Below are 14,010 nucleotides of genomic sequence, written 5' to 3' on the forward strand. Positions count from 1 at the left end.
CGCTGTTGAGGTTCGACCTGCCGCGCAACGTCATCCTTCCGGTCGATGCGGTCGCTGTCCGCCTCGATCCCGGCCCGCATCCCTTCGCGCTGAGCAATGCGGCAGCCATCGCCGAGAACTGGCGGCGGGAGATCGCCGCCAATCCGGCATTGTTCGACGGCGCCGTGGTGCTGCTTTCCGAGCTTGCCTACCGCGACGGCCGCCTCGTCGGCCGCTGCCATGCGGTGAACTATTCGACCTTCATGCTGTGGCGCAAGCGGCGCGAGAATTCCGGCGCCGAGCACGCCTACGCGCATGCCGTGCTGGTCGCCGGCGACAATGCGCTGGTCGCGATCCGCATGGGGCCGCATACGGTCAATGCCGGCCGCGTCTATTTCGCCGCCGGCTCGTTCGAGCCGATCGATTTCCGCGACGGGCTGGCCGATGTCGACTTCAACATGATCCGCGAGGTGAGAGAGGAGACCGGGCTCGATCTTTCTGCGGCCGAGCGCGGACAGCGCTATCACGCGCTATCGATAGCAAGCGGCACGGTGATCTTCCGCCGCTACCGGGTGGCCGAGCCGGCCGACGAGCTGGCGCGCCGCATCAGTGCCTTCGTCGCCGCCGAGACAGAGCCGGAGATCGAAGGGCCGGTCATCATCCGCAATGCCGCCGATCTGCCCGACGGCCTGATGCCGCACATGAAGCCGCTGGTCGAGTGGCATTTCGCCGGCGATCGTTAGCAGCACCCGTCTGCTCTTTCAGCGCTTCGTCACCGCAAGATCGGGGGGCACAGCTGCAGAACGCTGCCTCTGACTATTCGTGCCTGAGCGCGTCGATCGGGTCGAGCCTTGCGCCGCGCAGCGCCGGGAAGAAGCCGAACACCATGCCGATCAGCGCCGAGAAGCCGACGGCGAGCATGATGACGGCGGGGCTTGGCGCGAACGGTATCGTCAGCGTCATCGAGGCAAGGCCGGCCAGCGAAAGCCCGGTCAGGATGCCGATGATACCGCCAAAGAGCGACAGCACCGTCGCCTCGACCAGGAATTGGATGAGGATATGTTTTTCATGCGCGCCGATGGCCAGCCTGATGCCGATCTCGCGCGTGCGTTCGGTGACCGAGACCAGCATGATGTTCATGATGCCGATGCCGCCGACCAGCAGGCTGACGCCGGCGACGGCGCCCAGCATGCCGGTCATTGTGGTGGTGGCGCTGGTCATCGCATCGGCGATCTGGGTCATGTCGCGGATGGCGAAATCGGGATCGCGGTCGGGCGTGATACGGCGTGTGTCGCGCAAGATATCCTCGACGCGCGGCTGCAGCTCGGTGGTCGGGGTGCGGTCGTCGGCGGCGATATAGATGTTGTCGATGTCGCGGTTGCCGGCGATGCGCCGTTGAAAGGCGTGCAGCGGCGTCAGCACGACATTGTCCTGGTCCTGGCCGAAGCCGGTATAGCCCTTGGGCTCGAGCAGGCCGATGATCTTGCAGGAGGTGCGGTTGACGCGGATGATCTCGCCTTCCGGATCGCCGGCGCCGAAGAATTGCTGGCGCACGGTTTCGCCGATCAGGCACACACCCGCGCCGGCGCGCGTTTCGGAATCGCTAAAGGATCGTCCGGACACCAGTTTCCAGTCGCGGGCGTCGAGATAGGCGCTGTCGGTGCCGGTCACGCCAGAGGTCAGGCTTTCGGTGCCGAAGATGACGCGGACCTGCTTTTGCGAGGCCGGCGAAATCGCGCGGGCGCCGCTCAGATGCGCGACGAGCGCGGCGACATCCTTTTCGGCCAGCGGCCGCACCGCCTGGTCGAGCCCTCCCGGTCCGCCGGGTCCCGCCGGCCGACCGGCGCGAACGACAAGCAGGTTGCTGCCGAGCTTGGAAATATCCGCCTTGACCTTCTCCGTCGTGCCGGAGCCGATGGTGAGCATGGCGATGACGGCCGCGACGCCGATGACGATGCCAAGCAGCGTCAGGAACGAGCGCAATACGTTGCGGCGGATTGAGCGCAGCGAGAGGCGTACGGTCTCCCAGATCATGCCGCTTGCTCCGCTAAGGTGTCGGAGGCGACATGGCCGTCGAGGAAACGGATGGTGCGGCCGGCATAGTTCGCGACGTCGGCCTCATGCGTGACCATGACGATGGAGAGCCCGAGCTCGGCATTGAGCCTGGTCAACAGCTCCATGATCTCGTGCGTGCGCGCGGTGTCGAGGTTGCCGGTTGGCTCGTCGGCAACGAGCAGCGTCGGCCTGGTGACGATGGCGCGGGCGATCGCCACGCGCTGCTGCTGGCCGCCGGAAAGCTCGGCCGGCGTGTGGTGCTCGCGCCCGATAAGTCCGACCTCGGCCAGCGCCTGCATGGCGAGATCGCGGCGCTCGCGCGCGGCAACGCCGCGATAGATCAGCGGCAGCTCGACATTTTCCGCCGCGGTGGTGCGCGGCAGCAGATTGTAGCCCTGGAAGACGAAGCCGACATAGAGGTTGCGCAAAAGCGCGCGGCGGTTGCGGTCGAGGCGGCCCGCATCGATGCCCATGAAACAGTAGGTTCCGGCCGTCGGCGTGTCGAGGCAGCCGATGATGTTCATCGCCGTCGACTTGCCCGAGCCGGAAGGACCCATGATGGCGACGAATTCACTTCTGCGGATGGCGAGATCGACGCCGGCCAGCGCGTGCACGCGGGCCTCGCCCTCGCCGTAGCTCTTCCAGACCTTGTCGAAACTGATGAGAAGAGGAGCCGACATTTCGTCAGCTCCGCTGCTGCGCGCCGGTGACGACCTCAGCGCCCTCATCGAGGCCGGATGTGATCTCGGTCAACTCGCCGTCGGTCGAGCCGATTCTGACATTGACCGGATGCGGCCGGCCGTTCTCCAGCACATAAAGCGTGCGCGAGCCGTCGGTCGGCGCCTTCGTTGCCTCGGCTTGCCGGTTGGGGCGGCCCATTCGGCCGGTGAAGAGGTCGCGCAGGCTCCAGCCGCGTGCCTGCTGTTGCATCGGGCGGTAGCGGAAGGCGGTCGACGGGACGGTAAGCACGCCTTTGGCCTGCCGGGTGACGACCGAGACGGTCGCCGTCATGCCGGGCCGCAAGAGCAGCTCGCCATTGTCGACTTCGAGCCGCGCTTTATAGGTGACGACGCCGTCGGTGGTGACCGAGGCGTAGGAGATGTCGCGGATCTCGGCGTCGAACGGGCGGTCCGGGAAAGCGTCGACGGTGAAGCGGGCATGCTGGCCGGGCTTGACCTCGCCGATATCGGCCTCGTCGACCGCAGCCTGCAATTCCATGTTGCGAAGGTCGGCGGCGATGACGAAGAGCACGGGCGCCTGCAGCGAGGACGCGACCGTCTGGCCGGGATCGACCGAGCGCGTCAACACGATGCCGTCGATCGGCGCATAGATGGTGCTCTTGGCGAGATCGGTCTGCTGCGCCTTGAGATCGGCCTGAGCAATGGCGAGATTGGCTTCGGCGCTGTCGAGCGCGGCCTTCGAACGATCGCGCGTCGCGGTCGCCGCTTCGAGCGACTGGTCCGTCGCCATGCCGCGCTTGGTCAGCGCACTTGCGCGCACAACCGCGTTCTCGTTCTCCTGCAAGGTAACCTTGGCGTTCTCGACGGCGGCTGCCGCCGCCTTGGCGGAGGCGGTGGCGCGCTCGATCTGGACCTCCAGCTTGGCGGTGTCGAGCCTCGCCAGCACGTCGCCCCTCTTGACCTGCTGATTCTCATTGACCGCGACCGATCGGACGATGCCGGAAAGCTCGCTGGAGATGTCGACCTGGGTCAGCGGCTGCAGCGTGCCGGTGGCCGATACCGCGACGGTGAGGTCGGCGATCGCCGCGGGCACGGTGGTGTATTCGATCCTGGGAGGTGCTGCGGCATACGACCGATAGACGGCAATGCCGGCCGCGATGATCGCTATCGTCAGCAGCGCGTAGAACCAGAAGCGGCGACGCTTGCGGCTTGCGCCCTTGCGGTCGAGCCCGAGCGCTGCCTCTATGGAAGTACCGGATTCCGCGTTTGGCGGATTGACAAGCTGGTCCACGCCGGACCCCTATGCTGAAAATGGATGTCCCTATCCGTCCACAAATCAGGCCTTAAGGTTCGAATTTCAAATTAAATTTCCCTCATGTTGGGATTGAGGCAGAAATTCGGGGCGAGGCGAAAGGTTTTCTCCATGGCGCGCAATTACTTGCTTTACGATGTGTTTACTACCGAAGGGCTGGCCGGAAATCCGCTTGCGGTGGTGCTCGACAGCGATGGGCTCGACACTGGCGGCATGCAGGCGATCGCGCGCGAATTCAATCTGTCCGAGACGGTGTTCGTGCTGCCTCCCGACAATCCGAAGCATCGCAACCGCATACGCATCTTCACGCCCGACTATGAAATGCCTTTCGCAGGCCATCCGACGGTCGGCTCGGCGATCGCGCTGGCCGAACTCGCCGGCGAGGCGACCGGCATCTTCGTGCTGGAGGAAAATATCGGGCCGGTGCGCTGCGCGGTGAGCAAGCATGACGGCTCGACCTTCGCCGAGTTCGACCTGGCGAAACTGCCGGAACCGCTGGAGCTCAAGGCCGACCCGGAAGCGATCGGCGCCGCGCTCGGCCTTGCCCCGCACGAGATCGGCTTCGAGAATCACCGCGTCGCTTTCTGGTCGGCCGGCGTGCCTTATGTGACGATTCCCGTTGCCGGGCTGGAGGAGGCGGCCAAGATCCGGCTCGACAACCAGGCGTGGTCGGAATTGGCGCCGCGCAAGAGCGAATGGGCCTTCGCCAGCCCCTATGTCTATTGCCGCGAGCGGGTCCACCACGACAGCGCCTTCCATGTCCGCATGATCGTGCCTGGCACGCCGTCCTATGAGGACCCGGCAACGGGTTCTGCCGCCGCCGCCTTTGCCGGCGCCGTCATGCATTTCGACGCCCCGACCGACGGCATCTCGCAGCTCTGGATCGAGCAGGGGCTGGAAATGGGCCGGCCTTCGCGCATCCGGCTCGAGCTCAATGTCGATGGCGGGAAACTGGCCTCCGCGCGCATCGGCGGCCACGCGGTCAAAGTGGCTGAAGGCAAGCTTTTTATCTGACGGGTGCGGCAATTCAGCGATTTGTCGGGAAATGATCCGGCAGGGCCTAGACACAGCCGAAAGCGGCGGCTATATGCGCCGCCGACGCTGAGTTTTCCGGCGGTGTGGGTGTGTAGCTCAGTTGGTAGAGCAGCTGACTCTTAATCAGCGGGTCCACAGTTCGATCCTGTGCACACCCACCAAACGGTCTCTTCTTTTCACCTATCCGCTAGTCCCTCAAAATCTTCGATATTTCTTACCGCATTGAAGGCGATATCAGCGGGGTTGAGTCTGACTTCTCTCGACATATTGAGGGAATTTCCGCGACGGTCTCTCCAGCCTGTGCGCCGCAGGCGGGCAAAGGCAAGATGCACATCCGAGCTTGTAGCTGACGCCAGATGCCGCGCGTTGATCGAAAGTGAAGGCAGTTCGAGTCCAATTTTGACGCCAGATAGTGACGTCAATGGCAGATGGCGGCTTGGCGCACTCACTGTCGCCGTACACCGACCCGCGCGCCAATCCTGAAAGCTGCCGTACGTTTACCTTGGGCAGATGTTGCTCGAAAAGCCGACATGAGACTCCCCGCGCGACAGCTCTGACAGATCGGCGTTGGTAACTGCCTATCGAGAAGCTCACAGACAGCTCGTCCAGCGCTCGTGGAATACGCTTGCTAGACAGCAATGACGAAATGACCTCATGTTCTGCATGAGGTCAAATCGATGCTCGGTGAGGTGGTACGGCCGGAAGGTAGGCCTTCTCAAGCAATGCTTATGCGGCGCGTGACCTGACCGTTGCTTTCCCAGTAAGTATGTTTCTTGGTAATCCAAGGATCGTCCATCGCGGGTTGGATTTTCCCGGTCATGTCAGTGGCGCGCGAGGTGATCGTGTGTTCGCCCTTTGATGGGTCTTTCCAGTCGAGATACCACACCTTCCAGGCGAATTCAGCTTCTTCAGCATGGTCGATTGTCGCTTCGACCCAGGGGCCATCATCAACTTTCACTTCGACCTTGGCGAATGGAGCACCCCAGGCCGCACCGCTGATCCGGTATCCGGCATCGCTGCGCGTCACTCTTGCAGGCGCGGACTTCAGCAATGCACGGCCGACCGAGGTCTCGGCCCACACCGTCTCGCCATTGTGCTCTTCCTCGCGGATGGTAACGTAGTTTCGTCCCATCAGCAGGTTCATGAAGCGCGTGTTGCGTATCTCGATGCGCTTAAGCCACTTGACGTTGGCGATACCATACCAGCCAGGTGCAATGAGCCGCACGGGGAAACCGTTGGGTTGCGGCAGGGCGGTCCCATTCATCTCGTAACAGAGGATGTTGTTGGGGCTCATCGCATCGGCGAGCGACATACTGCGGGCGAAATTCTGATGCATCTTGACGTCGCGGGTGTCGTCTTTGAGGGCGATGTCGCCGACATCAGTGCCCCAAAAAACAACTTCGATGCCATTTTCTTTCACGCCTGCCTCTTCAAGGATGGCGGCGAGCGGAGTGCCAGCCCAACGGGCGTTGCCAATGCCGCCAGTGAAAAATGGAAAACCGTGATTGCCTGAACACTCTACGGTGAAAGCCACCTCCTGGCGCGGCCGCCCCTTGAGGTCGGCAAGCGACAGGCTCAGGGGCTTCTTGACCAACCCGTCGATTTCCAGCTTCCAGGCATTCGCATCGATGGTTGGCCGATCAAAATGCGCGATGCTGAAGAATTTCTCATTGGGCGTCACCCACGAATCCATATCCTCCCAGACGAGCTGGGTCTGGATGACGGCTGGGACAGGATTGGGCGGCGGCTGGTCCACCCACGGGATTACGGTTTCACCCGCCCGGCTTGGAAAGGCGTAGGCAAACCGTGAATGGAAGACCGCCAGCGCCGCTAGGGCCGCGCTACCTTGACCGATGAATTCGCGTCGCGGAAGGTGATGCATGATGATTTCTCCTCCGATGAAAAACTGATTACTCCTCCAGTCATAAAGGCACTGGGCCGGAATCGCGCAAAGGAGAGGCCCGGCCGAAGCAGGCAATCTTGAGAGCACGCGGAGCAGCGCGAGTTGGAAATGCGACGTATTTTAAGGCGGAGTCTCCCGCTCTCAGTCGCCGGATCCCTCAGGTGCCAGCCGGCGATCTACAAACGTACGCCTTATATGCGTTCGTGGCGAGAGCAAACATGAGGAGTCTCTAATGAACGTACGATAGTTACAATGAAGATAGGGCTATCAAACAGACATGGCGCAGCGCTTCCAGTTCGGAATTTCCGCAGTACCGGCGGAAATTTCCGCAGTTCGGGAGCGAAGCGCGACTTGCTGCTGCGCGGCGGCGTCGTCGTCATCCTTGACCGGAAAGGTCATCGAGATGGACGATTGGATCCTGGCCGACCCGTCTTCGCCCGGACGGAGCGGCCGAACATATTGGTCCTGAGATACGGCCGGCGAAGCTGCGGCAACAAGAATCGCAGCAGATATTAGATATTTCAAATACATCGAGTGATCTCCCGTGAGACTTCTACGTCTCATGGAATAATCAAGATGACGTTATTTCGATGCTTCAACAGTGTTGAAATTTCGACCGATTTTATTTTTCAGAAACGCCGGCCTCGGCAAAGCTCGCCATCTTCGCGTGGCATTCCAGTGCCGAACGAACGATGTTGACGGCAAGGCAGGCGCCGGAGCCTTCGCCGAGCCGCATGCCGAGATCGAGCAGCGGCGGCAGGCCGAGCGCTTCGAGCAGGCGGCGGTGGCCGGCTTCGGCCGAGACATGGGCGGCGATGGTGTGGGCCAGCCCGGTCGGATGCAGCCTGGCCAGCGGTGCTGCGGCCGCGGTGCAGACGAAGCCGTCGAGCAGCACCGGCACGTTGTTCTTGCGCGCGGCGAGTGTGGCGCCGAGGATTGCCGCCAGCTCGCGCCCGCCAAGGGCGGCAGCGATCTTCAGCGGGTCGGAGAGCGCATCGGCATGGCGCTTGAGGCCGGCCTCGATGGCCACGACCTTGCGCAGCAGCCCGGCATCGTCGACGCCGGTGCCGCGGCCGGTCCATTTTTCCGCGCCGCCGCCGAAAAGCGCCGTCGAGATCGCCGCCGCCGGCGTGGTGTTGCCGATGCCCATCTCGCCGAAGCAGACGAGGTCGAGATCCTTGGTCGCCGTGTCGTAACCGGCCGAGACGGCGGCGAGGAACGCCTTTTCGTCCATCGCCGGCACTATCGTGAAATCGCCGGTCGGATGGTCGAGATCGAGCGGGATGACGTCGAGCTTGGCGCCGGCAATGCGGGCAAGCTGGTTGATGGCCGCGCCGCCGCCGGCGAAGTTCGCCACCATCTGTACCGTGACTTCCGAAGGATAGGCCGACACGCCCTGCGCGGTGACGCCGTGATTGCCGGCGAAGACGACGACCTTCACATGGTCGAGTTTCGGCATGTCGCGGGCCTGCCAGCGGCCGAGCCAGGCGGCGATCGTTTCCAGCCGTCCGAGACTGCCCTGCGGTTTGGTCAGCGTGTCCTGGCGCCTCGCGACGGCGCTGGCGGCCGCATCGCTGCCGGTGGGGAGTTCAAGGCAGGCGGCGCGAAGGTCTTCGAGGGATTTGAAGCTCATGGGGGCAAGGTCTCCGAAAGTGAATCAGGAAAGGCAAACGGATGCGACGAGCAGCACGGCGATCTCGCCGAGCTGCTGCAGCGCGCCGATCGTGTCGCCGGTCTGGCCGCCGATCTGGCTGAGGCAAAGCGCGCGGAACGCCATGAAGACCAGGCCGAGCAGGATGAGCGCCGCTATCGCGCCGCCAAGGCCGAGCGCCAGCAGCGCCACCGCGCCGAGCGCGGCGCCGATGACTGCGGTTTCGGTGGTGACGGTGCCGGCGCCCGCCGACAGGCCGTCGCTGCGTGCCGGCGGCAGAAGATGCATGAAGGCGCCGAACAGGCCACGCGAGCCGGCATGCGCAGCAAGCAGCGCCAGGAACACGTGCCCTGGACCGGCGAGTTCGGAAAGCGCGCTCCAGCGGATGAGCAGAGACAGCCCAAGCGCGGCGGCGCCATAGGCGCCGATGCGGCTGTCGCGCATGATCTCCAATTTCCTGTCGCGCGTCCTGCCGCCCCAAAAACCATCGGCGATATCGGAAAGCCCGTCCTCGTGCAGGCAGCCGGTGACGAGCATCGTCGCGGCGAGCGTGAGCGCCGCGGCCGGTGCTGTGGCGAGGCCGAAGACGGCGGCGATCGCATAGACAAGCGCGCCGATGATCGCCACCGCGAGGCCGGCGAAGGGCGCCGCCCAGATTGCATCCGCCAGGCTGCGGCCGCCGAAGTCGCTCGAGGGCAACCTCAGCCGGGTGAAGAAGACGAGGCTGAGGCCGATATCGTCAAGCACTTGCCGGGGCGCGGAAGGGCCGCTCATGCGCCCCTCGCAATGGCATGGAAGAAGGTGCCGCTGACATGGCCGCGCCAGTAGCCGGAGGCGCCGAGCGGACTGCCCTGGCCGTCGGCGAGGTCGGCCAACGGCTCGTCATTGCCGGCAGCAAGCATCTGCGCGTAGTGGAATTCGTGACCGCGGATCAACGTGCCCTCCGGCCCCAATGGGCAGGCGGCACGCAGCCGCGCCTCGCGATAGCCGAGGTTCATCTTGCGTTTGGCGAAGCTGGTCGAATGGCCAAGCAGGCCAAGCATCTTGTGGCTCTGGCCCTCCGCGTCTTCCAGCACCTCACCCAGCACCATGAAGCCGCCGCACTCGCCGTGAACCGGCTTCGTCGCCGCGAACCGCACCATTCCGGCCTGGAAGTTGGTCGCGGCCGCGAGCTTGCCGGCATGCAATTCGGGATAGCCGCCCGGCAGCCAGCAGACATCGCAGTCCGGCGAGGGCGCCTCGTCGGTAAGCGGCGAGAAGGGCACGATCTCGGCGCCGGCCTTGCGCCAATGCATGGCGACATGCGGATAGAGGAAGGTGAAGGCGGCGTCCTCGGCCAGCGCAATGCGCTGCCCGGGCGGCTGCAAGGCATCGCCGAAGTCGCCGGCCGCCGGCTCCAGCGGGCATGCCAGCGCCAGGATGGCGTCGATGTCGAGCGACTTCTCGACCATGTCGGCCAGCCGGTCGAGATGCGCCATCAGGTTCTCGTATTCGCCGGCCTGGACGAGGCCGAGATGCCGCTCCGGCAGGTTGAGTGTCGGATCGCGCAGGATGGCGCCGACCACGGGCAGGCCGATCGCCTCGATAGCGTCGCCGGACAGGCGGCGATGGCGTTCGCTGCCGAGCCGGTTGAGCACGACGCCTGCCATGCGGACATCCGGGTCATAGGTCGCGAAACCCTTGGCCACCGCCGCCGCCGTGGTCGATTGGCCGGAAACGTCGAGCACCAGGAGCACAGGCAGGCCGTAGAGCCGGGCGAGATCGGCGGCCGAGCCGGAGCGGCCTTCCGGCGCGGGGATGCCGTCGAACAGGCCCATCGCGCTTTCGAGAATGATGTATTCGGCGTCGTCGGATGCTTGGCTGGCCAGCGCGTTGAGCAGGCAAGGCGACATCGCCCAGCTGTCGAGGTTGACGCCGGAAAGGCCGGTCGCGGCGGCGTGGAAGCCGGGGTCGATATAGTCCGGTCCGGACTTTGCGCCGCGCACCTTCAGGCCGCGCCGGGTAAGCGCGCGCAACAAGCCGATCGTGACGCTGGTCTTGCCTGAGCCGGAGCGGGGCGCGCCGATGATGATCGCGCGCGCCGTCATGCCTCGCCCGCCAGTGCCGCGCGCATGGCGACGATGCCGCCGACCACAATCAGCGCCGGCGAAGCGAGCCCGGCGGCCGCGGCCTGCTCGGCAATTGTCGCGAGCGTGGCGACGACGATGCGCTCCTGCGGCGTGGTTGCCGCCACGATCACGGCGGCTGGGGTCGATGGCGCAAGGCCGCCCTCGAGCAGCTTCGCCGCGATGACCGGCAGATTGGCCATGCCCATATAGATAACGACCGGCTGTCCGGTGCGGGCGAGCGCGGCCCAGTCTATGTCGTCATCAGTGCCCGCCGCGTGGCCGGTGGCGAGGATGACCGCCTTGTTGATGCCGCGCATGGTGGCCGGAATGCCGGTGGCGGCCAGCGCACTGAGGCCCGAGGTGAGGCCGGAGAGCACCCGGAACGGAATTCTTTCGCCGGCGAGCGCCAGAGCCTCTTCGCCGCCGCGGCCGAAAATATAAGGATCGCCGCCCTTCAGGCGCACGACGCGGCGGCCTTCGCGCGCCAGGCGCACGAGAAGGGCGTTGATGTCGTCCTGCTTCATCGAAGGCTGGCCGCCGCGTTTTCCGGCGTAGAAAAGCTCGGCACCTTGAGCGACCGCCACGACGTCGGGCGAGACCAGCGCGTCATAGACCAGCGCGTCGCATTGCCCGAGCGCGGCCAGCACTTCCAGCGTCAGGCAGCCGGGGTCGCCGGGGCCGGCGCCGGCCAGCCAGACATGGCCGGGTTCCAGCACGCGCGGCTTGAAGTTCAGCCGCGCCAGCGCCTGCTCCACATTTGCCCGTCCGTTCGTATTGGCGCTGCCGTTCACAATCCGTCCCGTCCGCGAAAACGCCGCTGGTAGTGGGCGTCGTACAATGAGCTTTCGCCGAAATCCTGCGCTGCGAGCGCGCTGCCGACGAAAATGATCGCCGTGCGCTCCATCGGGTTTTCCGCCAGCTGTGCTTCGATGGTGCCCAGCGTGCCGGTCAGAATGCGCTCGTCCGGCCAGGAGGCGCGAAAAACGACCGCGACCGGGCATTCGGCGCCGTAGAGCGGCGTCAGATCCGCGACTATGCGGTCGATGGCATGGATGGCAAGATGAATGGCAAGCGTGGCGCCGGTGCGGCCGAAGCCGGCCAGCGTCTCGCCCGGCGGCATTTTCGAGGCGCGGCCGGAGACGCGGGTCAGCACCAGGCTTTGCGCGAGCTCGGGAATGGTGAGCTCGCGGCGAAGTGCGGCCGCCGCCGCCGCGAAGGAGGGCACGCCAGGTGTCAGCGTGTAGGGGATGCCGTGCTTTTCCAGCCGCCTGATCTGTTCGGCCACCGCGCTCCACACCGAAAGGTCGCCGGAATGCAGGCGGGAGACATCCTGGCCGGCCTTGTGCGCGGCGACATATTCGGCCTCGATCTCGTCGAGCGACATCGGCGCGGTGTCGATCAATCTGGTGCCTGGCGCGCAATGCTCGAGCAGCTCCGGCGCGACGATCGAGCCGGCATAGAGGCACACCGGGCAGGATGCCAGCAGCCGGCTGCCGCGCAAGGTGATGAGGTCGGCCGCGCCCGGGCCGGCGCCGATGAAATGGACCGTCATGGCGCATCTCCGCTGATGGCGATGGCGCAGGTGACCGGACCGAGCACCGTGCGGGGCCCGAGCAGTCTCGCGCCGGCCCCGGCAACCGCGAGCGCCGACGCCTCCGAAACCGACGGTGTGCCGGCGAGTTCTTGCGAAAGGTTGCGTGAGGCGGCCCCCTCATCCGGCCCTTCGGGCCACCTTCTCCCCGGTGGGGAGAAGAGACTGGCGCCAGCGCTGGTAGCCTCCTCTCCCCTCGGGGAGAGGTCAGCCGAGCGAAGCGGAGGCTGGGTGAGGGGGAGCGGTGGTTCGGAGCCAGCGGCATCCACCACTATCACCGGGAGGCTGAGCCTACGACCGGCGGCAAAAATGGCTTCTTCGTTGCGTTTGAATTCGGTTGTCGCCAAGGCGGACAATGCCGTTATGGTCAGGCCATGCGCTTCGAGCGCGGTCTCGATCGCCGCCAGCACTTCTTCGACGCTCACGCCTTTGCGGCTACCGATGCCTGCGACCATCATGGCTTGACCCAGCTCCACTGCGTGACCGGCATGGCCGGTCGCCATGCCTGCATCGAGCCGACAGGCGCTGCGCGCGACAGCGCAATTCGGGTGAGGTCGCCGCCACGCCTGTTGTGCTGGTCGAGCAACAGCGCCTCCATCTCCAGCGTTACCGCATTGGCGACCAGCCGGCCGTCGGGACGCAGCGCCTTGATCGCCTTCTCCAGCACGCCGGCATCGCTGCCGCCGCCGCCGATGAAGATCGCATCGGGCGTCTCCAATTTTGCCAGCGCCTTCGGCGCGGCTCCTTCGATCACGACGAGGCCGGGCACGCCGCAATGCGCGGCGTTGCGGTGGATGCGGGCGGCGCGCTCGCTATTGGCTTCGATGGCGATGGCGCGCAGGGAGGAATGAGCCAGCATCCACTCGATGCCGATCGAGCCGGAACCGGCGCCGATGTCCCACAGCAGCTCGCCGCGCCGCGGCGCCAGCGCCGACAGCGTGATGGCGCGGATCTCGCGCTTGGTGATCTGGCCGTCATGCTCGAACAGATGATCGGCAAGGCCGGCGGTCAGAGGCAGGACGCGGGCATCCGGTGTCGATTCAATTTCAATCGCCAGCACGTTGAGCGGGTTGACGTTTTCGAGATCGAAGGCTTCGGCGCGAACGGTGCGGCGTGCCTCATCCATACCGCCGAGCGCTTCGAGGACCGTCAACCGCGAAGGGCCGAAACCGAGCTCGTCGAGCAGTGCAGCGATAGCCGCCGGAGTGTCGGCGTCGGAGGTGAGCGCCAGGATGCGCGCGCCGGGATGGAGCAGGGGCCGGATCAGGTCGATCGAATGGCCGTGCAGCGAGATGGTCTCCACGTCCTGCAAAGCCCAGCCGAGGCGGGAGGCGGCCAGCGACAGAGACGAGGGCGCCGGCAGGACGAGCATTTGCTCCGGCTTGACCTTGCGGGCCAGCGTTACGCCGACACCATGGAAAAATGGGTCGCCGGACGCGAGCACGCAGATTTTTTTACCCTTGAGTGCCAGCACGTCGCGCATTTCAGCATCGAAGGGCGTCGGCCACGGGCGCGCTTCGCCCTTGGCCAGCGACGCAACAAGGCCGAGATGCCGCTTGCCGCCGAAGACGATCTCGGCCTCGGCAATCCGCTGCTTGGCCTCGTCGCCGAGACCCGCTACACCGTCCTCGCCGATGCCGACGATGGTGAGCCATTTTGAGGCTGGCTTGGCGGCGCGCGGACCCTTAGCAGGCAT

14 protein-coding genes and 1 tRNA gene are annotated in these 14,010 nt (G+C 65.3%); 3 read left to right on the forward strand and 12 right to left on the reverse strand.

Translation table 11 applies throughout. The features are described from left to right. Positions 1-5 precede the first annotated feature (5 nt). The gene (locus FJ419_RS08560) at positions 6-722 is read left to right on the forward strand and encodes a hypothetical protein (protein WP_140691039.1); all 717 of its coding nucleotides are present in this window, start codon (positions 6-8) and stop codon (positions 720-722) included. A gap of 73 nt (positions 723-795) precedes the next feature. Here the strand turns inward: FJ419_RS08560 and FJ419_RS08565 are convergent, their stop codons facing one another. From FJ419_RS08565 to FJ419_RS08575, 3 genes are read right to left on the reverse strand one after another with little or no spacing between them, the layout of a single operon-like run. Continuing rightward, positions 796-2,013, reverse strand: a complete 1,218-nt coding sequence (locus FJ419_RS08565; RefSeq protein WP_140689696.1) for an ABC transporter permease — start codon at positions 2,011-2,013, stop codon at positions 796-798. Next, positions 2,010-2,714 carry an ABC transporter ATP-binding protein gene (locus FJ419_RS08570; RefSeq protein ID WP_140689698.1) on the reverse strand — a complete coding sequence of 235 codons (705 nt, stop codon included), beginning with the start codon at positions 2,712-2,714 and terminating at the stop codon, positions 2,010-2,012. Before FJ419_RS08570 ends, FJ419_RS08565 begins: the two co-directional genes overlap by 4 nt. 4 nt (positions 2,715-2,718) lie before the next feature. After that, entirely contained in the window at positions 2,719-4,005 is a 1,287-nt protein-coding gene (locus tag FJ419_RS08575) for an efflux RND transporter periplasmic adaptor subunit (protein ID WP_140689700.1), read from the reverse strand. Positions 4,006-4,137: 132 nt separating this feature from the next. Between FJ419_RS08575 and FJ419_RS08580 the strand changes: the two genes are divergently transcribed. Together FJ419_RS08580 and FJ419_RS08585 are read left to right on the forward strand one after the other, a co-directional pair. Next, complete coding sequence (locus tag FJ419_RS08580; protein WP_140689702.1) at positions 4,138-5,040, forward strand: PhzF family phenazine biosynthesis protein; 903 nt, start codon at positions 4,138-4,140, stop codon at positions 5,038-5,040. A gap of 106 nt (positions 5,041-5,146) precedes the next feature. Next, positions 5,147-5,222, forward strand: a tRNA-Lys gene (locus tag FJ419_RS08585). Positions 5,223-5,776: 554 nt separating this feature from the next. On the opposite strand, the gene FJ419_RS08590 is transcribed toward FJ419_RS08585, so the two are convergent. The 9 genes from FJ419_RS08590 to cbiE all read right to left on the reverse strand — a co-directional run bounded on the left by FJ419_RS08590 (position 5,777) and on the right by cbiE (position 14,010). Next, positions 5,777-6,943, reverse strand: coding sequence for a sulfite oxidase (locus FJ419_RS08590; protein ID WP_140689704.1), 1,167 nt, complete (start codon positions 6,941-6,943; stop codon positions 5,777-5,779). A 288-nt stretch (positions 6,944-7,231) separates the two neighbouring features. Further along, complete coding sequence (locus FJ419_RS08595) at positions 7,232-7,495, reverse strand: hypothetical protein (protein WP_140689706.1); 264 nt, start codon at positions 7,493-7,495, stop codon at positions 7,232-7,234. A 91-nt stretch (positions 7,496-7,586) separates the two neighbouring features. Beyond that, on the reverse strand, positions 7,587-8,597 hold the full coding sequence (gene cobT, locus FJ419_RS08600; RefSeq protein ID WP_140689709.1) for a nicotinate-nucleotide--dimethylbenzimidazole phosphoribosyltransferase: 1,011 nt from the start codon (positions 8,595-8,597) through the stop codon (positions 7,587-7,589). 24 nt (positions 8,598-8,621) lie between these two features. Beyond that, positions 8,622-9,389 (reverse strand): adenosylcobinamide-GDP ribazoletransferase, encoded by a 768-nt coding sequence (gene cobS / locus FJ419_RS08605; RefSeq protein WP_140543160.1) that lies wholly within the window; start codon positions 9,387-9,389, stop codon positions 8,622-8,624. Next, the gene (locus FJ419_RS08610; RefSeq protein WP_140689711.1) at positions 9,386-10,702 is read right to left on the reverse strand and encodes a cobyrinate a,c-diamide synthase; all 1,317 of its coding nucleotides are present in this window, start codon (positions 10,700-10,702) and stop codon (positions 9,386-9,388) included. The genes cobS and FJ419_RS08610 overlap by 4 nt, the downstream gene beginning before the upstream one ends. Beyond that, positions 10,699-11,514, reverse strand: a complete 816-nt coding sequence (gene cobA / locus FJ419_RS08615) for a uroporphyrinogen-III C-methyltransferase (protein WP_140689713.1) — start codon at positions 11,512-11,514, stop codon at positions 10,699-10,701. The genes FJ419_RS08610 and cobA overlap by 4 nt, the downstream gene beginning before the upstream one ends. Continuing rightward, entirely contained in the window at positions 11,511-12,275 is a 765-nt protein-coding gene (cobM, locus tag FJ419_RS08620) for a precorrin-4 C(11)-methyltransferase (RefSeq protein ID WP_140689715.1), read from the reverse strand. Before cobM ends, cobA begins: the two co-directional genes overlap by 4 nt. Next, entirely contained in the window at positions 12,272-12,772 is a 501-nt protein-coding gene (locus tag FJ419_RS31120) for a cobalamin biosynthesis protein (RefSeq protein ID WP_246679152.1), read from the reverse strand. The genes cobM and FJ419_RS31120 overlap by 4 nt, the downstream gene beginning before the upstream one ends. Further along, positions 12,769-14,010, reverse strand: coding sequence for a precorrin-6y C5,15-methyltransferase (decarboxylating) subunit CbiE (gene cbiE / locus FJ419_RS08635; RefSeq protein WP_140689717.1), 1,242 nt, complete (start codon positions 14,008-14,010; stop codon positions 12,769-12,771). Before cbiE ends, FJ419_RS31120 begins: the two co-directional genes overlap by 4 nt.

The organism is Mesorhizobium sp. B2-6-2 (genome assembly GCF_006440615.1).
GTDB lineage: Bacteria > Pseudomonadota > Alphaproteobacteria > Rhizobiales > Rhizobiaceae > Mesorhizobium.